Raw genomic sequence first — 17,999 nt, 5'->3', positions numbered from 1 at the left:
ATGAAATTTAATATCAGTGATATTATCAAAATACTACCACATTCTTATCCTTTTCTCTTAGTAGATAGGGTTATAGAATGCGATCCTGGTATGAGTATAAAAGCAATTAAAAACGTGACTTTCAACGAGCAATTTTTTATTGGTCATTTTCCTGGCCATCCGATAATGCCAGGAGTTTTGATAATTGAATCTTTAGCTCAGGCATCTGCAATATGTGTTCTCGGTAAAAAGGTAATGGAAAATAAAGTTGTTTACTTGAGATCAATTGAAAATGCAAAATTCACAAAGCCAGTTACTCCAGGAGACGCATTGATTCTTCAAGCTAATATTCAAAGTGTGCGTTTAGGTCTACACAAATTTGAGTGTGTTGCATATGTTAAGGAAGAAAAGGTTGCAGAAGCAATAATCTCAGCAGCATTAAAAAATAAATAAAATCTTCATCTGTAAGAAACAGTATGTACGCTGTATAGTATAAAGATGCAACTGAATTTCAAAATCTCATTTTCAAACTTATACACTCGTAGTGAATTAATAAAGTTAGATGAGGCGTTTTTAGATTACATAAAATCGTCCGATGAAAGCTTGTTTTGTTCATTAATTGAAGCAAGAGAAAAAGCAGCTTCTTCTTCGATGTCATCCCAGTGCTTGACACTGGGATCTAGAAAACAAGAAGGATGGATTCCATCTTGGATGACAGATAGTCAGTTAATAATAGACCTCTCATATTTACTTGATGAATTTATTGCAAAACTTTTCAATGTTGAAAAAGAAATAGAGGAGCTAAAGAAAAAACACAACAACTTTGCTGTAATATATAAATGCAAAAGGTTATTTGTCCAACGCTATGCATTGAAAAAATACACTAATGTGGCGAATATAGATATTACTAACAAACTAAGTCATTTTCTCACTTTGCCAACAACAGAAAAAAATTTTGCTGAGCAGGTGATGCATTGGTTTGAAGATAAAGAAAATCACAAAGAAGAAATAGAACTTGCAGCACAATATGCAGTGTGGAGAGTAAAAAATAAACAGAGTATATTATTCAGTATTCATAAAAAAATCGACCACGAAAACCTCATACCATTTTCTAAAAAAGAAGTAGATAAAGTTGAAGTGCTGTATTCAAATGAAGTAAAAAGACGATATGGTTTTGATCTAACAAGCAAAAAGGTGAGTTTGAATACAGCATTGGATAACGCTCATTACTGCGTATTTTGTCATAAGCAAAATAAGGACAGTTGTTCAAAGGGGATAATTAATAACGACAATACCTTTAAACAGTCCCCACTCAAGGTTGAGCTGCACGGTTGCCCACTAGAGCAGAAAATATCAGAAATGAATTTAGCAAAAAGCGAAGGGTACAGCATAGCAAGTCTTGCAATTGTGATGATAGATAACCCATTATGTGCGGCTACTGGACACAGAATATGCAATGACTGCATGAATTCGTGCATATATCAAAAACAAGAACCCGTAAATGTGCCAGCAATTGAAACAAGGATTCTAGATGATGTGCTCAGTTTACCGTATGGATTTGAAATATATTCTCTGCTTAGCCGTTGGAATCCTTTAAATTTTCAGCGTTCATTGCCAAGAGAAAACACCGGAAAAAACGTTCTAGTTGTAGGACTTGGTCCTGCGGGTTTTAATTTAGCTCATCATTTATTAAATGATGGGCATAACGTTATCGCCATCGATGGATTAAAGATAGAACCTTTGATTGATCATTTCCAGTTAATTAAAGATTTCGAGCATGAAAAACTAAGTGAACGCATAGCTGGCGGATTTGGTGGAGTAGCAGAGTATGGTATAACTTCCAGATGGGACAAAAATTACCTAAAAATTATCAGACTGTTACTGGAAAGACGTGAGAATTTCGCACTTTATGGAGGAATTCGTTTTGGAGGTACGATAACTGTTGATGACTCGTTCAACTTGGGTTTTGATCACATTTCCTTGGCACTTGGCTCTGGTAAGCCACGAATGATCAAAATAAAAAACATATTAGCTCGTGGAGTGCGCATGGCATCCGACTTTCTCATGTCGTTACAACTAACAGGTGCTCTTAAGTGTGATTCTATAGCAAATCTGCAAGTTCGCATGCCGATAGTTGTCATAGGTGCAGGACTCACTGCAATTGATACTGCTACTGAAGTTTTAGCTTACTATCCAATTCAAGTAGAAAAATTTCTTCTTCGTTATGAAATATTGGTTGATAAGTATGGAAAGAAATATGTCGAAAAAGATTGGACAGAAGAGGAATATGAAATTGCAAATGAGCTGATATCGCATGCACAATTGATCCGAAAAGAGCAAGAATCAGCAAAAAAAGAGGATAGAGAAGCAAAAATATTGGAACTAATGCAAAGTCTAGGGGGAGTGAAAATTGTATATAGAAAAGAGCTAAAAGATTCACCAAGTTATCGATTAAATAGCGAAGAGGTGCAAAATGCACTATCAGAAGGGATTTACTTTATTGAAAACTTAGAGCCGATTGAAGTTGTAACAGATAAATATAACCACGCTGAATCAATAAAACTAATAGACACAAAATCTGATGAAATCAAGCATATAAAAGCACGTTCTATTTTTATAGCAGCAGGTACTGAGCCAAATACAGTTATTGCAACAGAAGATAAAAAGCATTTTAAATTAAGTAACGGATATTTTACTCACTTGAATTCATCGGGAAAAGAAATAGATCCTATCTTTTCTCCTAAGATGCGAGATAAAGATAGAATATTAGTGTATAAGGAAGGCAATAAAACAATCAGCTTTTTTGGTGATCTTCATCCCTCGTATAGCGGCAGTGTAGTCAAAGCTATGGCAAGTGCCAAGAATGGTTATCCTCTTATTTCTCAGCTTTTGAGTCGAGTAGCTAATCAACGTGCTTCAAAACACCTGGCCAATGAAGAATTCTTTAATAAAATTAAAGAAAAATTCAGTGCAAATGTTATAAAAGTCCAATACTTAAACGACAAAGTTGTGGAAATAGTAATCAAAGCACCCCTTGCAGCAAAGAATTTTAAACCTGGACAATTCTTTAGGTTGCAAAATTTTGAAACCAATAGCAAAAAAACTAACTTTGCCATGGAAGGTATAGCTGTAACTGGCACTGAAGTAGACAAAAAAAAGGGGATTATTTCAACTATTGTGCTAGAAACTGGTGGCTCCACTAATTTGTGCAGACACTTAAGAGAAGGAGAGAAAATAATCCTTATGGGCCCAACTGGATGCTCTACTGAGGTTCATTAAATCTATTTTGTATTCATTATACCACAATCTATATTATTTGTTAACAAATCTATACTATAATAAATATTTATTATAGTAGCATTATGACACATCAGTTAATATTCACACTTCCAAAAGAACCCCAGTTGCGGATTAATCAATACAGTAAAATGTAGAAATAGAGGGCTTTTTAGGCTTCATAGAATATGAAACTAATGTGGAAAAGATGTGCACCAAGAAATTTATTGGAGACCTGTGTCTTGAATGCTCAAGATCAAGTCTGTTTTTGAGGTAACCAAAAACTGTTTCAATAATCGACCTTTTTCTTAAAAAAATCTTTTCTTCAAGAAGCATTAATGTATTTTTCATACCTTTTTTTACTTTGGTAACGAGTTTTATTCCTCTATCGAAGAGTTTTGCAAAGAGCTCTTTCTTTATATAGCCCTTATCACCAAACAAAAGACCAGTCAGTTTTTCAGTTAATTTTGGTACTGGTTTTCTGTCGTCAACGTTACCTTTAGTCATTGTAACTCCTTGAATTTCACCTTTTTCATTAATTACCATATGCAATTTAAAACCCAAAAACCAGCCATATGTAGTCTTTCCAAGCTTTGCCAATCCTTTGAAAACTTTGTTTCTTGAGATTCTTTTTGGATGGCAAACAGCGATAGAAGTTGCATCTATGTACGAAATTCCGGTCATTTTTGACTGCTCACAAAGCCACTTTAACAAGAGCACTAAATACCTTTTAGCCTAATAAATCTACTATATGTTGGCAAATTTTGAAACTCAGATCCATGTAGTGCTTTCAAATAATATGTATAGAAAGATTTAAAGTCCTCACATCTAGATTGTTGATAAAGTAAAATTATAGTAAGAATTTCAGAATGCGTAATCCCTGGCGTTCTGGTAGGTTTTTTACTGTTTGGCAGGAGTTTTTCTGCGAAATTTTTGTTTATAGCCTTGCAAAAATCGTCTACAAAGCAAAATAATTCTGTTACATTTTTATTCATGGGTAACCTCTCTATTTTTTGATAATATGTTTCCGGAGTTTACCCTATTTTCCTGGCTTTTTCACTGACTTCTAATCCCCAACTGGGGTAAAAGAAAGCTACTCTATAGCTATAGGACCGTGTTCTGCAAAAAGTAGAAAATGTAAGGAGTTTGTAGCAAAAAACGAGTAGGTATTAAATTTCTTATTTCTACTACAGATGATACTGGCAAAACAGGAAAAATGTCCCTTTGTAAAGATAATAACGGTCAAGATGAGTGTACAACATCCTACATAGTTCAATTTCCAGTAATTTATAATGATCTTTTTAATGATAGCTCTAGCTACGTAAGTGTTCTTTTGGATCATGATAAAGGACATTTAACTAGGATGCACAATGAATTCGATAAATATAATATTAATTACACAGTTATGGATAATGATACAACACAGAATGTGCTGTCAGAGGATTTTATAATCTAATTTTCATTATACAGCTACTCAGAGCTCTCTTGGTTCCATTATCTGCTACTCGAATGCCGTCATTACAGTGCTTGATACAGGGATCTATAGCTAAACAATTTAATATTCCGCTATATGTTAGCGGAACCTATCTATATCATTATCCAAAAAACATAAAAAACTAAATTAACAAAGAATTCTTTAATAGAATCAGATATTGTGAAGAGCATAAAAGTCGAATGAGTGCATTAAAAACTGGCAGCTCCATTATATTTATGCAAATACTGAAGAGAAAGCAAGTAAATAACTCTCAACTGACAGACTTACTGAAGTTCTAGATATTAAAGTGGTGCCAAATTTTATTTCAAAAAGTAAATAATTTATTAACGCTCGTGCACAAGTTAAAAATAAATTATGCACGAGTGTAGCACTATGAATTAGGAGTGCTATATTAAAGCTTACCTCACTATTAAAGCTATCGGTCAGATTAGATTAAAAACCTAATCTGACCGGTTTCTCTATAACCCTCTGAACCCTGATATAATTATATGGTAATTAGCTTAACTAGTGGTTAATATGCAAATTGATTTTATTTATATGTTGAGGTAGCATAAACCATACTGGTTTACATCACTGTGCAACTTTATAAATTTTCATTTCTATTTCTATTGACTACATTAATAGTTATAGTCCTAACATTACCTGAAAATTTAGGTAATATATTAAATTGGTCTCATCCAGTTCTAAATTATGATTTATCTTTTCGTATCGTACTAATATCTTTTCTATCAGTTGCATTTTTAGCTGTTCTACCAGCAAAAAATTTGAGTTCTTCAGAGATGCTTTCCTTTGCTGCTTACACTATCAGTTCACTCAGTGCAATATTATCTGAGCAGACAATATTAGTTATAATATTCTTTGAGTTAATGACCATCAGTGCATTTTTTGTTATCGCAGCTAGCTGTAAAGATAGTGGATCTGCAATAAGGTACGCTTGTATACACTTTTTCGTTGGAGTTATATTGATAGCAGGATTGGCATTTCAAAGCACTAACCTGATAATTTTGGGTTTATTGATAAACTGTGCTTGTTTCCCTTTTTCATTTTGGGTTGTTGATTCATATCCTGCTGCATCGCTACATGGCACTACATATCTCTCTTTATTTACCACTAAAGTCTCTTTTTTAGTGATGCTTTTACACACTTATACCCTATGGCAAGATTGTACTGAAATATTAGCACTTGTAGGCGCCATTACTGTAATTTACAGCATTATATTTGCTTCCCTTGAGCAAAATATTCGTAGATTCTTATGCTATAATGCTGTAGGACAAATGGGCTTGCTGATTATTGCAGGAAGTTTGCTCAGTCCTTCGGAAAAAGCAATACCAATTTTGATATTGCATATAATCTTCTCTCTTGTTTATCAATCATTATTGTTTGTGGTCAGTAATTCGATTATTTCACAAACAAAAACAATTAGTTTTAATGGAGTGGGTAAACTGATGTCAGTGGAAGGCATGTGTGCTATAATCGCAATACTTACAATGGCTGCATTTCCTGGAACCGTTGGATTTATCAGTAAATCATATATCACAGCTGAAATTGAAATGAACACTGTTGCCTTAAAAGGGTATAAAAATTTATATAAGCTTCTAAATTTGCTGCTTCATTTAAGCGTGGGGCTAAAGTTTCTTTATTACTTATTTATTGCAAAAAGTAAGTCAAAACCTTTAGCAGAGAGAGGAGGCAAAATGACTATGATTATTTTAGCATTCATATGTGTAATTGCTGGCAATCCTTACTTGCCTATTTACAATAAATCTTCAATTTTCGATTTTGTGTACAACACAAAAAATATTTTGTCGCAATTTAATTTGTTATTATGTACCACTTTATTGTTTATTCCTTTACGCAAGTTATTTTACCCGAGAATAAATTTTAAAATGGATGTTGATTGGATTTTTAGAGCTTTCATACCCTACATTGCCTTGCTGTTCAATCAACTGGTCCTTAAAGTGAGAGAAATGTCTGCCAACCTACTGCAAAACTTGACTAATTCACTTACTAGTTTATACTTTAATGATGTTACTAAACTTAAAGAAGTGCTGGGTTATAACTCAGTGAGTTTCGTTTCAGCTTCTTCTCTCTTTCTAATGAGTATTCTACTAATTTTATTATGTTTAAATCGTTAACTGAAAGTTTAAATTCTGTATTTAATAAACTGAGAGGAAAGTCAATCATTTCTGAAGATGATTTTAACCTTGCCATGCGAGAAATACGCATGGCCTTAATTGAAGCTGACGTTTCACTTGAAGTTGCAAAGAAATTCATCAACGACATTAAGGATAAAGTGATTGGAGAAAAAGTCATAAAAAGTGTTTCTCCAGCACAAATGATAATTAAAATTGTGCAAGATAATTTAGTTGCAGTTCTCGGATCAGAGAAAAGTGACTTAAATCTAGCAGTTAAACCCCCTGCTGTGATTATGATGGTGGGCTCACAAGGTGCAGGTAAAACAACTACCTCAGGAAAGCTTGCTTTAAAGCTAAAAAAGCAAAAGAAAAAAGTGATGCTTGCTTCTTTGGACATTTATAGACCAGCTGCCCAAAAACAGCTTGAAGTGCTAGGCAGACAAATAGATGTGCAAACTTTACCTGTAATGATAGACGAGAAGCCCATTGCAATTACAAAAAGGGCATTAGCAGCAGCAAAAAATGATACTTATGACGTATTAATACTAGATACAGCAGGCAGGCTTCATATTGACAATAATATGATGAGTGAGTTGAAAGCTGTAAAGGAAATAGCTTTACCTGCAGAAATTATTTTAGTAACCGATGCAATGATAGGTCAAGACGCAGTAAACATTGCCAAATCATTCAATGAAATAATAGGTGTAACTGGGATTATTCTCACTCGTGTTGATGGTGATGCACGTGGCGGTGCTGCTCTTTCTATGAAAATGATCACCAATTGTCCAATTAAATTTATTGCTTGTGGTGAAAAATTAAGTGACCTTGATGATTTTTATCCTGATAGAATTGCAAAAAGAATACTGAGTATGGGTGATGTTGTCTCATTGGTTGAGAAAGCTGCTGAGATTGTTGGTCAGGAAGAAATTGATAAACTGCAAAAGAAAGTAAAAAAGGGTAAGTTCGATCTAAATGACTTAGTAGGCATGTTAAAAACCCTCAATAAAATGGATGGTATTAGCAACATAATGAAATTCATTCCTAGCTCATTCACAAAAAAGCTAAGTAGCGGTGTGCCAGACGATAATAAAGTGAAAAAATATATAGCTATTATAAACTCAATGACTGAAAAGGAAAGACAAAATCCAGATATTTTAAATGGCAAAAGAAGACTTAGAATTTCTAAAGGGTCCGGAACAAGCGTAACTGACGTTAATCTTCTAATTAAGCAGTATAATCAAATGAGCTCTATGGTGAATAAGTTCAGTAAAGTTGACCATAGTAAACTCAAAGAATCTGATTTGATGGATATGCTAAGCAGAAAGTAAGTCAGCAGGTAGTGGAATGAAATAAAATCATCAGTTGTAATTGCTGTTGAATAGTAAAGTATATTATTTTAGCGTGAAGTAATAAATTCAATAAATTTCTGCAGTTGGAATTGGCATGATAATAAAAATTGATATAAGTTACTTTATCTATATTTAATGCGTTGTTTTATAGCTAACACACTATACCACCGTAGCACTACACTAGTAACAGACCGAAAGTTGTCGATAGCTCAAGTTAGGCTAGTTATAGCATCCATAATATCGTTTGTAAGCCTATAGCTATATATAACGAATGAATTTTTTTATATATTCGTTATTAGTATTTTGTATTTCCTGAGCAGTTCCGTGAGAAATGATCTTCCCTTCATACAATACTGCTATTCTATCAGCTATTTTAAATGCGCTATGAATATCATGTGTAATCGTGATAATTGTAGGGCGAAGATCTTGAGATAATTTTATTATTATCTCATTTACTACATCTGATATAATTGGATCCAATCCTGAAGTTGGCTCATCCAATACAATAATTTCTGGATTGTGCGCAATCGCCCTTGCAAGTGCTACTCTTTTCTTCATTCCACCTGATAGTTCTATTGGAAACATATCTGCTATGTTTTCCTCCAATCCAACATCATTTAACTTCTCGATTGCTAGCTGTTTTGCCTCCTTTATGTTGAGATTAAAGCGTTTTTTATAATTAAAAGATATATTTTCCCACACTGTAACATAGTCAAATAAAGCAGAATTTTGAAATAAAACTCCAAATTTATTTTTGCTTTCACTATTTATTTTAATAGACCCTGAGTCTGGTTTTAGCAATCCAATGATTACTTTTGTTAATACAGATTTACCACTTCCTGAACCACCAAGTATGATTAATGATTCCCCCTTCGATATATTAAAACTTATGTTGTTTAATATCGTTCTATCATCAAAAGACAAGCTTAGGTTCAATATTGATATTATGGGGCTATACATGTATCAGAGTAATCAAGTAGTTTGCTAAAATGATCAATATGGACGAAAAAACAACAGTTGATGTTGTAGCAACACCTACTCCTCGTGCACCTTCTCTACAATGGTAACCGTAATAACAACTTGAAACAGAAATTATAGCGCCAAAAGCAGTCGCTTTCATTAGCCCAACAACAAAATCGTTTATATTAAAGAATTGAGCTGTATATTTTATGTATATATTTAAATTGTGGTTAAATTCAAAGACTGCGGTGACATACCCTCCAAATATTCCTATTAGATCTGCACATACTGTAAGTATTGGAAATACTATAACTGACGCTAGAATTCTTGGTGCAATTAAATATTTGAAAGGATTGATGTCCAAAGTTGTAAGTGCATCTATTTGTTCAGTGATGCGCATCGTGCCAATTTCTGCTGCAATTGAGGACCCAACCTTTCCTACCATTATTAAGCTAATCAAAACTGGCCCTAACTCTTTAATGATAGTGATCGTAACAAGTTTAGGTACTACTTGTTCTTGATTAATCAAGAGACCACTTAAGCTACTTTGTAAAACTATCACCGCTCCTATAAAAACTCCAGTAAGCCCAACAATTGGCAAAGAGAAAAAGCCTATCTCTATAATTTGTTTTGCAACATTGCTAAAATAATATGGAGGAATAAAGCAGTGGTATAGAGATTGAATAAAAAATACAAATGCGTTACCAATCCTCAACAGAAAGTTAATAAAGCATCTACCGATTATTCTAACGCTGTCTATATCAAAGAAACTCACTTTACATTTATCTTAGCTAAAATTAGTTTTACTGATTTTATTAAAATTTTTATTAACTTCACCGAAGTATAGTCAAAATATGTCTTAAGTTCAATATACTTTGATCAAAATGCTTGAGTTTAAGTTTATAAGACTAAATTGTATAAGAAAACCTTATTTATTTCGCTATTTACTTCTTGTAAAAAACATGCTACTAATAAATTGTGTTATATAATTGGATTGGAGTAAGTTTTGGCAGTTCCAAAAAGAAAAAAGTCAAGGTCAAGGCGTAATATGCATCGTTCTCACCATGCTATTAAGCCTAAGAATATTGTGGTATGTGCAACAACTGGAGAATTCATGTTGCCTCACAACATAGCAGTTGACAACAGCTACAAAGGAAAACGTGTTTTCATTAAACAAAAGGCGGAGTAACTCATGGTATGTTACCCACGGTCAATAATAACATAGTTATCGCACTTGATGCTATGGGGGGGGATTTTGCGCCTCTTTCCGTAATTCAGGGTGCTGGTTTTTTCTTGGATAATCTTGTTGACCCAGGTGTCAAAGTTTTTTTTCATATTTATGGAGATCAGAAAGAAATATCTCCTTTGCTTTCAAAATACAAAAAAGTAATCGATAACTCCGAATTTACCCATTGCTCTGATAATGTTCTTCCAAATGATAAACCCTCTTTTGCACTAAGACATCGCAAAGATTCAAGTATGAAGGCAGCTGTTGAAGCAGTGAAAAAAGGTAAAGCTTTTGGAATGGTGTCTTCAGGCAACACTGGAGCATTGATGGCTATCTCCAGATTTATTTTAGGAACATTACCCAATATCTATCGTCCTGCTATTGCATCTGTCTGTCCAACTAAGACAAAAAGCTTTGCATTGCTTGATCTTGGTGCAAATGTTGACTGTAATACTGACTCATTATTTCAATTTGCATTAATGGGGAGTATATTTGCAAAAATAGCATTAAAAGTTGAAAATCCTGAAGTCGCTTTGCTAAACATTGGTACAGAAGAAGTGAAAGGTACTGACTCAGTAAGAGGAGCTTTTGAGTTACTCAAAAATGCTCCAAGTATTAACTTCAAAGGATATATAGAGGCAAGTGAATTTTTAGATGGTAATATAGACGTAATTGTTGCTGATGGTTTTGTTGGTAATGTAATGCTCAAGACAGCTGAGGCAACTGCTGGTACTTTTATCAGTCTAATAAAACAGGAAGTATTTAATTCATGGATGACAAAAATGCTTGTCGGCATATTGTTGAAACCCAAGCTAAATAAAGCATTAGAGCGTTTTAATCCTAAAATTAGAAGTGGAGCTATGTTTTTAGGGCTAAATGGTATCATTATAAAGAGCCACGGAAATTCTGATGCTATTTCTTTTGCTCACGCTATAAAATTTGCAGTAAATGCAATCAGTGAAAATTTAAACCAGAAGATAATTAACGGGGTAAGTCATATTGAATAAAAGTTTCATATTGAGCACTGGTTCTTACCTACCAAAAAAAATTTTGAGTAATAACGAAATTGCATCGATAGTTGAAACAAACGATGAATGGATAAGGCAAAGAACAGGAATAGTTCAAAGACATATAGCAGATGAAGGAGAACTAACGTCAGATTTAGCTGTTAATGCAGCGAGAAATGCTATAGAAAAAGGGAAAATTTCAATAGATGAAATTGGTTTGATCATAGTTGCAACAACAACACCTGACAAAACTTTTCCTAGCTGTGCAACGATTATACAAAGTAAATTAAAGTGTAAAAACGCATTTGCTTTTGATATACAGGCAGCATGCTCTGGTTTTATATATGCAGTTACAGTTGCTGATTCACTTATAAAGTCTAACGATAGAATTAAATACGCGCTTGTTATTGGTGCTGAAATAATGTCTAGGATTGTTGATTGGGAAGATAGGTCAACTTGTGTACTCTTTGGTGATGGTGCTGGTGCAGTGATAATGAAATCAGAAATGAGTAGCAGTAGCATTATATCAACAAACTTACACTCTGATGGCAATGTGGACTTATTATGTACAAACGGAGGAATATCCTCTACTCGTGATTCTGGAAAGATACTTATGAATGGAAGAGAAGTGTTTAAACATGCAGTAGAGAAATTAACAGCCTCAGTAGAGGAAACTCTAAAATGCAATAGTTTGAAGATTACTGATATTGACTGGTTAATTCCCCATCAAGCAAACATTCGCATTATTGAAGCAGTAGTAAAGAAATTAGATTTTCCTATAGAAAAAGTAATTAATACAGTTGATAAGCATGCAAACACCTCAGCAGCGTCAATTCCACTAGCCTTAGACTATGCAGTACAAGAATCAAAAATAAAGTCAGGAAATCTGATATTGCTGATTTCAATAGGTGCAGGTTTAGCCTGGGGTTCTGTGTTACTGCGCTATTAGACTTCCTATTATCCACGCTTCTTTTTTCTCAATTTTATCGTTACATGCTGTACTGACAAAGTTTTGAGATATTATCACAAACATTATATTCACAAGAAATACTTGACTTCACGTGTACTAAGAAGCATTTTATATATGATGTGTGCCCGTAGCTCAGTTGGATAGAGCAACAGCCTTCTAAGCTGTGGGTCGTAGGTTCGAATCCTACCGGGCACATTCTTCTATCAATGCTTTCTATAAATTTTCAAGTATTCTGGTACCACATTTTCAATTGCTAGTGGTCTAATTTTCATTGTTTCGAGATCATCTGACTTTTCGATTGAACTACTCATCATAACTTTCACCTGATCTCGAGTAAGTATAGGGCTTGCATCTCCAGTTATAGGTTTTAACAGCACAGAAACAACTTTACTTTCTAAGAAAAAGGCTATCAATCTTGCCATTGGAAAAGGTACATTGATCAGTAGACACTTTCTGTTAGTCACATTCAGAATAAACTTTAATAAGCTTTTAAAAGAGTAAACTTTTGATCCACCTATATTATAAATTTTTTTATCTTGCTTATTAAAGCTGATAATACGGTATACCACTTCAGCTAAGTTTGTTACACATATCGGCTGAAACTTCGTTATTCCACTACCGATCAACGGCAAAAAAGGAAGAATTGTTGCTAATCTTGCAAATTTATTAAAGAAATTATCTTCTTTACCAAATACAAGACTGGGCTTAATTATCATTGCTCCTTGAAACGCCGAAGCTACAGCTTTCTCACCTTTCAATTTACTTTGGGCATATTTTGATAACTTATCATTTTCTATTCCCATGGCAGAAAAATGTATCATCATGGATACATTTTTTATTTGCGCAGCTTTTGCTATTCTTTCAGCTATTCCAACATGAACTGTATAGAAATCGTATTTTCTTTTCTCATATAATATTCCTACTAAGTTTATAACAACATCACACCCCTCCGTACTTTCTAAAATTGATTTTTCATTAAAAAAATCTCCTTCAAGTATTGATATTTGCCCTAAGTTGCCACATAACTTTAGACAAGCAGCTTTTTCCTGATCACGAGTAAATATTCTTATTAAATACCCCGCCGCTGCCAAGCGTCTTACGATGTGTTTTCCTATAAATCCCGTTCCACCAAAAATAACTATACGTTTTATCACAGTTAAAACTTCCAATAACTTAACTTTAAATTAATACAATAGTTTTATTTAATATTCTATTGTGAATTCCTGCATTATAAGGTCCATTCTCATTCCATGAGAACCTTTAACTAAAATTACATCATTACCTTGAACAATATTAGCTAAATTACTTTTCAATTTGTTAGAATCATCGAAATGCATGCCTTTTATATTCTCCGGTAAAAGTTTATTCAATTCTAACATAAATTTACCAACCGTATGAACTTTATTCACATTTTGTTCTACTATAGAGTCAAGCAATTCTGTATGAAATACTATGCTTTCATTACCAAGTTCTAACATATCGCCAAGTAGTGCCACTTTTCTTAAATTAGAATATGTACCTAAAGTTCTTATTGCAGCCTTCATTGAAGTAGGGTTAGCATTATAGGAGTCGTTAATCAAATGTACTAATTTTCCATTGTATTTAGCTTGATGAACATTACCTCTACCTTCTGTTACAGTAAAATTCTCCAGTGCTAGTGGTAATTTAGATAAATCAAGTTCGAGACTTTGCAAAACTGCTGTAACAACTAATGCAGAGTATGCAAAATGTTCGCCTTGTACAGGTAAATTACAGTTCATAATTTGACCATTGTTCAGTTTGATTTTTAAATTTAGACCGTTATCGTCTCTTATTAGGTCTAACAAACAAACAGTAGCACTTTCATTCTTACCAAAGCTTACTACATTTCTGTTAGCATTTGATAAGAGATAATCATAATGTTCATTATCCTTATTCAAAACCAAAGTACCATTATTTTTCATACCATGTAGAATTTCTAATTTCGCTTGCGCAATATCAAGGAGAGATGAAAAATTTTCAACATGAGCAGGTTCAATGTTGGTAATAACTGCAATATCCGGATTGCTAATCTCCGATAACTCTTTTATTTCACCAGCTCTACTCATTCCTACTTCAAGGATTAAGTACTGGCATTCTTCTGGCGCTTTTAGAATCGTAAAAGGCAATCCTATATTATTATTCAAGTTACCTTCATTTACATGAGATACTCCATAATGCAACAAAACAGTGTTAAGCATATCTTTTGTAGTGGTTTTCCCAACACTACCTGTAATTGTGATAACTTTAGCATTAACAAGAATATTTCTAATGTAATATGATGCCATATTATGCAAAGCTTTTAGAGTATCTTGCACAATAATTAGAGGAAAATTTCTATATTTATCTTCGCTTACTACCGCAGCAACAGCTCCTTTTAAAAATGCTTCATGTAGAAAATCATGCCCATTAAATTTCTTTCCCTTGAGAGCAATAAATAAATCACCTTTTTTTATGTTTCTTGTATCCGTTGAAATATTTGAGCTATATACCGAATTACAAACACTCTCCCCTCTTCCGCCAGTAGCATCGATAATATTATTTGCGTTCCATTTTAACATAATTTATCTTTAAAGGTAATTTGAACAAGAAAAGCAGCAAAAATACTACATGCTTTGGTAATGTGCAAATAAAGATTGCAATCTCTATAATTTCATCTTATAATAGATATACAAGCTTAAATGTTTTCGTCTATAATTAAGTGTATTTTACTATTTGGTTGTAGAAAGTGACTTGGAGGTATGTATGGCAAAAGATAAGTCAAATAAAAAGTCTATTTTGGCTAAGATAAAAGGCGTGTTTTTTCTTGTGCCTAAAGCACTTATTTATCCTATAAAGAAACCGTTTGCTTCAATTGATGAAATGAAGCATGATGCTAAAGTTTCATTAAAAAAGGCTGTTAGTGATGTACCTAAAGAAGAAGAGAAATATGACCCACCTATAAAAACCACAGAAGCTAGTAAGTACCTTGGCATACAAATAATAAAACAAGAAAAAGGTAAGGTAAGTTTTTTAGCGTCAAGAACTTTAACGGGGGATATACCTTACTTGAGTTCAGAGAAATTAGATGAAATAAGGAAAGATCTGCCCAATATAACTATATTTAGAGAAGAAAACAAAATTTTAATTGAAGTTGATGTTGAGAAGATTATCCAAGAAATAAAAGATAAAAATCTAGGTATGGATGAAAAAGTAATGAAAAAGTACGCTCTTGAAGGAATTTATAATAAGATTGATTGTGATCTTAAAAATTTGGCAAAAATTACTGGTAGAGAGTTTAAAGTTCACACAGATCGGAAATTGCTGTATGGTATTGCAGAAAAGTTGTATAGTGTATACGATAGTAAAAAGCAACAATCACAAGAAGTTGTAAGGCCTATGGATAAAGAAAAGTCATCAGAGAAAACTTCAGATAATTGGCAAAAAGCTATTAAACAAGATTTTGAAAGTTGCGAAAGCATAAGGGGTAGGGGGAGATAAATTATGGAGAGTGTTATGAAAGAAGTTAAAATAGAGGAAAGGTATCATAGCCTAACTGTTCCTGGAGATATGTATCATTTACAACCAGAAGTTATTGCTGCAAGAAGGGCAAATAGAATAGAAACGTTTTCAAAAAGACACCAAATGGACTATGGGTCAGTTTTGCGTGGACAAGATATACAGCTAAAAGACGTTTCAAGTCTTGAAGATGCTTCTAGCGAAGCAGCAATAAGCCCACCTTCTACACCAAATCATAAGCAAAATAGAAGAGGACCAGGAATTTAATAAAGTATGGGTAGTACAGCTTATGATGATACTAATATCTTTGCTAAGATATTAAGAGGTGAATTGCCTTATGAGGAAATACATAAAAATGAAAATGTGCTAGCTTTTCGTGATAAGTATCCTGATGCACCAGTTCATATTCTAGTTATACCAAAAGCTCAATACGTTTCATACGATGATTTTATTCTGAAAGCTTCAGGAGAGAAAATAGTAAGTTTTTTTAAAACTGTTAGAGAAATAACACATAAATATAACTTAGAAAAAACAGGATATAGATTAGTTACTAATCACGGTAAAGATGGAGAGCAAGTTATACCGCACTTTCACATACATATTTTAGGTGGTAAAAGATTAGGAAAGCATGTAAATTCATAGTGTTATATGTTTTTTAAATGAGTGAATATTTAACCATATTAATTTTTATCTGTGTATCAATTGTAGTATCCTTTACTTTAGGTGTATTACCTATGTTTCTTGCAGTCAGTAACCCAGATGGTGAAAAGCTTTCTACATATGAGTGTGGCTTTAATCCTTTATCAAGAGCCAGAAAAAGTTTCGACATAAAATTTTACTTAGTTGCAATATTGTTCATAATATTCGATTTAGAAATTGTTTTTCTTTTCCCTTGGGCCGTTTCTTTATCTAAAATAAGCTATTGCGGATTTTGGTCTATGATGATATTCCTTGCAATACTTACTATAGGCTTTATTTATGAGTGGTGTAAAGGTGCATTGGAATGGGAATAAATTTATCTAATGGCGACTGGAATCGTTACAAAAGAGAAGGTTTTCTTATCACTAAATTTGGCGATTTAATAGATTATATAATGAACTGGGCAAGGTCTGGTTCATTGTGGCCAATGACATTTGGTCTTGCATGTTGCGCAGTAGAGATGATGCACACTGCATCCAGTCGTTATGATCTTGATAGATATGGCATAATCTTTCGTGCAAGCCCAAGGCAAGCAGATGTTATGATTGTTGCTGGCACGTTAACTAATAAAATGGCAGCAGCATTGCGTAAAGTTTATGATCAAATGGCAGATCCCAAATACGTCGTCTCTATGGGAAGTTGTGCAAATGGCGGTGGCTATTATCATTATTCTTACTCAGTAGTCCGTGGTTGCGATAGAATTGTGCCAGTTGATGTGTATGTTCCTGGATGCCCTCCAACTGCTGAGGCGTTGCTATATGGAATGCTATGTCTACAAAATAAAATAAAAAGAACTAAAAATATATAGCATGGATAAAACTGCAAAATACATACAAAAAAAGACTAAATGTGAATGTATTCAGAAAAATGATGGCACTATTGTAATATATTCAGCTTTGAATGACATTGAAAATCACTTACTCTTTCTACGTGATGATGAAAAGTGTAGGCTTGAATTATTAGTTGACGTTTTTGGAGTTGATTACCCAGATAGAGAAAAACGTTTCGAGCTAATATACAATTTGCTCAGCGTTGTACACAATATCAGAGTGCACATAAAGCTTCAGTTATGTGAAGGTGATATACCTCTAAGTGTAGCAAAGATATTTAACGCAGCTTCGTGGTTTGAGCGTGAAGTATTTGATATGTATGGAATAGAGTTTTCTGATCACCCAGATTTACGTAGGATTTTAACGGATTATGGATTCAAAGGTCATCCAATGTTAAAAGATTTTCCTCTCACTGGCTACGAGGAAGTAAGATACGATATAGAGGCAAAAAAGGTTGTATATAATCCTATAGACTTACCACAAGATTTTCGTATGTTTGACAGCTTATCCCCTTGGGAAGGTAGTAAAGCCACAAAAGTAAATATAAAGGAGTAG

18 protein-coding genes, 1 tRNA gene and 1 pseudogene are annotated in these 17,999 nt (G+C 33.5%); 15 read left to right on the top strand and 5 right to left on the bottom strand.

The window, feature by feature from the left end:
- Together fabZ and HGO49_RS04510 are read left to right on the top strand one after the other, a co-directional pair.
- Positions 1-432 (top strand): 3-hydroxyacyl-ACP dehydratase FabZ, encoded by a 432-nt coding sequence (fabZ, locus tag HGO49_RS04515; protein WP_017532388.1) that lies wholly within the window; start codon positions 1-3, stop codon positions 430-432.
- Positions 433-477: 45 nt separating this feature from the next.
- A complete protein-coding gene (locus tag HGO49_RS04510) occupies positions 478-3,258 on the top strand; it encodes an FAD-dependent oxidoreductase (RefSeq protein WP_017532387.1) in 2,781 nt (926 codons plus the stop codon).
- Between the two features lie 132 nt (positions 3,259-3,390).
- Here HGO49_RS04510 and HGO49_RS04505 read toward each other — a convergent pair.
- Positions 3,391-4,250, bottom strand: a pseudogene (locus HGO49_RS04505) (IS982 family transposase).
- Positions 4,251-4,471: 221 nt separating this feature from the next.
- On the opposite strand from HGO49_RS04505, the gene HGO49_RS04500 reads away from it, so the two are divergent.
- From HGO49_RS04500 to ffh, 3 genes are all read left to right on the top strand, one after another.
- Positions 4,472-4,711, top strand: coding sequence for a hypothetical protein (locus HGO49_RS04500; RefSeq protein WP_017532386.1), 240 nt, complete (start codon positions 4,472-4,474; stop codon positions 4,709-4,711).
- Positions 4,712-5,325: 614 nt separating this feature from the next.
- On the top strand, positions 5,326-6,885 hold the full coding sequence (locus HGO49_RS04495; protein ID WP_017532385.1) for a proton-conducting transporter transmembrane domain-containing protein: 1,560 nt from the start codon (positions 5,326-5,328) through the stop codon (positions 6,883-6,885).
- Entirely contained in the window at positions 6,870-8,213 is a 1,344-nt protein-coding gene (gene ffh, locus HGO49_RS04490) for a signal recognition particle protein (RefSeq protein WP_017532384.1), read from the top strand. Before HGO49_RS04495 ends, ffh begins: the two co-directional genes overlap by 16 nt.
- A 279-nt stretch (positions 8,214-8,492) precedes the next feature.
- Here ffh and HGO49_RS04485 read toward each other — a convergent pair whose 3' ends face one another.
- A complete protein-coding gene (locus tag HGO49_RS04485; protein ID WP_017532383.1) occupies positions 8,493-9,194 on the bottom strand; it encodes an ABC transporter ATP-binding protein in 702 nt (233 codons plus the stop codon).
- Entirely contained in the window at positions 9,187-9,969 is a 783-nt protein-coding gene (locus HGO49_RS04480; RefSeq protein WP_017532382.1) for an MlaE family ABC transporter permease, read from the bottom strand. Before HGO49_RS04480 ends, HGO49_RS04485 begins: the two co-directional genes overlap by 8 nt.
- 231 nt (positions 9,970-10,200) lie before the next feature.
- On the opposite strand from HGO49_RS04480, the gene rpmF reads away from it, so the two are divergent.
- The 4 genes from rpmF (at position 10,201) to HGO49_RS04460 (ending at position 12,594) form a co-directional block, all read left to right on the top strand.
- Entirely contained in the window at positions 10,201-10,383 is a 183-nt protein-coding gene (gene rpmF, locus HGO49_RS04475; protein ID WP_017532381.1) for a 50S ribosomal protein L32, read from the top strand.
- A gap of 8 nt (positions 10,384-10,391) precedes the next feature.
- Complete coding sequence (plsX, locus tag HGO49_RS04470) at positions 10,392-11,429, top strand: phosphate acyltransferase PlsX (RefSeq protein WP_017532380.1); 1,038 nt, start codon at positions 10,392-10,394, stop codon at positions 11,427-11,429.
- Positions 11,422-12,378, top strand: a complete 957-nt coding sequence (locus HGO49_RS04465) for a beta-ketoacyl-ACP synthase III (RefSeq protein WP_017532379.1) — start codon at positions 11,422-11,424, stop codon at positions 12,376-12,378. Before plsX ends, HGO49_RS04465 begins: the two co-directional genes overlap by 8 nt.
- Positions 12,379-12,520: 142 nt before the next feature.
- A tRNA-Arg gene (locus HGO49_RS04460) sits at positions 12,521-12,594 on the top strand.
- An 8-nt stretch (positions 12,595-12,602) separates the two neighbouring features.
- Here HGO49_RS04460 and HGO49_RS04455 read toward each other — a convergent pair.
- Both HGO49_RS04455 and HGO49_RS04450 read right to left on the bottom strand, forming a co-directional pair.
- Positions 12,603-13,553, bottom strand: a complete 951-nt coding sequence (locus HGO49_RS04455) for a complex I NDUFA9 subunit family protein (protein WP_026092683.1) — start codon at positions 13,551-13,553, stop codon at positions 12,603-12,605.
- A 48-nt stretch (positions 13,554-13,601) separates the two neighbouring features.
- Positions 13,602-14,978: a UDP-N-acetylmuramoyl-tripeptide--D-alanyl-D-alanine ligase gene (locus HGO49_RS04450; RefSeq protein ID WP_017532377.1), complete on the bottom strand. Its 1,377-nt coding sequence runs from the start codon at positions 14,976-14,978 to the stop codon at positions 13,602-13,604.
- 184 nt (positions 14,979-15,162) lie between these two features.
- On the opposite strand from HGO49_RS04450, the gene HGO49_RS04445 reads away from it, so the two are divergent.
- The 6 genes from HGO49_RS04445 to HGO49_RS04420 are packed head-to-tail and all read left to right on the top strand — an operon-like array spanning position 15,163 to position 17,999.
- Positions 15,163-15,897 carry a hypothetical protein gene (locus tag HGO49_RS04445; protein WP_017532376.1) on the top strand — a complete coding sequence of 245 codons (735 nt, stop codon included), beginning with the start codon at positions 15,163-15,165 and terminating at the stop codon, positions 15,895-15,897.
- Between the two features lie 3 nt (positions 15,898-15,900).
- Complete coding sequence (locus HGO49_RS04440; RefSeq protein WP_017532375.1) at positions 15,901-16,182, top strand: hypothetical protein; 282 nt, start codon at positions 15,901-15,903, stop codon at positions 16,180-16,182.
- A 6-nt stretch (positions 16,183-16,188) separates the two neighbouring features.
- Positions 16,189-16,557: an HIT domain-containing protein gene (locus HGO49_RS04435; protein ID WP_017532374.1), complete on the top strand. Its 369-nt coding sequence runs from the start codon at positions 16,189-16,191 to the stop codon at positions 16,555-16,557.
- Between the two features lie 17 nt (positions 16,558-16,574).
- Positions 16,575-16,928, top strand: coding sequence for an NADH-quinone oxidoreductase subunit A (locus tag HGO49_RS04430; RefSeq protein WP_026092682.1), 354 nt, complete (start codon positions 16,575-16,577; stop codon positions 16,926-16,928).
- Positions 16,919-17,422, top strand: a complete 504-nt coding sequence (locus HGO49_RS04425) for a NuoB/complex I 20 kDa subunit family protein (RefSeq protein WP_017532372.1) — start codon at positions 16,919-16,921, stop codon at positions 17,420-17,422. Before HGO49_RS04430 ends, HGO49_RS04425 begins: the two co-directional genes overlap by 10 nt.
- A 1-nt stretch (position 17,423) precedes the next feature.
- Entirely contained in the window at positions 17,424-17,999 is a 576-nt protein-coding gene (locus tag HGO49_RS04420; protein ID WP_017532371.1) for an NADH-quinone oxidoreductase subunit C, read from the top strand.

The sequence above is a fragment of the Wolbachia endosymbiont of Diaphorina citri genome (genome assembly GCF_013096535.2).
Taxonomy (GTDB): Bacteria; Pseudomonadota; Alphaproteobacteria; order Rickettsiales; family Anaplasmataceae; genus Wolbachia.
Note: the sequence above shows the minus strand (reverse complement) of the source record. Positions and strands in the feature narration are given on the sequence as shown.

Excerpts from the sequence above, each read along its gene's own strand:
- fabZ (WP_017532388.1), top strand. The coding sequence starts at position 1 with ATGAAATTTAATATCAGTGATATTATCAAAATACTACCACATTCTTAT.
- HGO49_RS04510 (WP_017532387.1), top strand. The coding sequence starts at position 478 with ATGCAACTGAATTTCAAAATCTCATTTTCAAACTTATACACTCGTAGT.
- HGO49_RS04500 (WP_017532386.1), top strand. The coding sequence starts at position 4,472 with ATGTCCCTTTGTAAAGATAATAACGGTCAAGATGAGTGTACAACATCC.
- ffh (WP_017532384.1), top strand. The coding sequence starts at position 6,870 with ATGTTTAAATCGTTAACTGAAAGTTTAAATTCTGTATTTAATAAACTG.
- HGO49_RS04485 (WP_017532383.1), bottom strand. The coding sequence starts at position 9,194 with ATGTATAGCCCCATAATATCAATATTGAACCTAAGCTTGTCTTTTGAT.
- plsX (WP_017532380.1), top strand. The coding sequence starts at position 10,392 with ATGTTACCCACGGTCAATAATAACATAGTTATCGCACTTGATGCTATG.
- HGO49_RS04450 (WP_017532377.1), bottom strand. The coding sequence starts at position 14,978 with ATGTTAAAATGGAACGCAAATAATATTATCGATGCTACTGGCGGAAGA.
- HGO49_RS04445 (WP_017532376.1), top strand. The coding sequence starts at position 15,163 with ATGGCAAAAGATAAGTCAAATAAAAAGTCTATTTTGGCTAAGATAAAA.
- HGO49_RS04440 (WP_017532375.1), top strand. The coding sequence starts at position 15,901 with ATGGAGAGTGTTATGAAAGAAGTTAAAATAGAGGAAAGGTATCATAGC.
- HGO49_RS04435 (WP_017532374.1), top strand. The coding sequence starts at position 16,189 with ATGGGTAGTACAGCTTATGATGATACTAATATCTTTGCTAAGATATTA.
- HGO49_RS04430 (WP_026092682.1), top strand. The coding sequence starts at position 16,575 with ATGAGTGAATATTTAACCATATTAATTTTTATCTGTGTATCAATTGTA.
- HGO49_RS04425 (WP_017532372.1), top strand. The coding sequence starts at position 16,919 with ATGGGAATAAATTTATCTAATGGCGACTGGAATCGTTACAAAAGAGAA.
- HGO49_RS04420 (WP_017532371.1), top strand. The coding sequence starts at position 17,424 with ATGGATAAAACTGCAAAATACATACAAAAAAAGACTAAATGTGAATGT.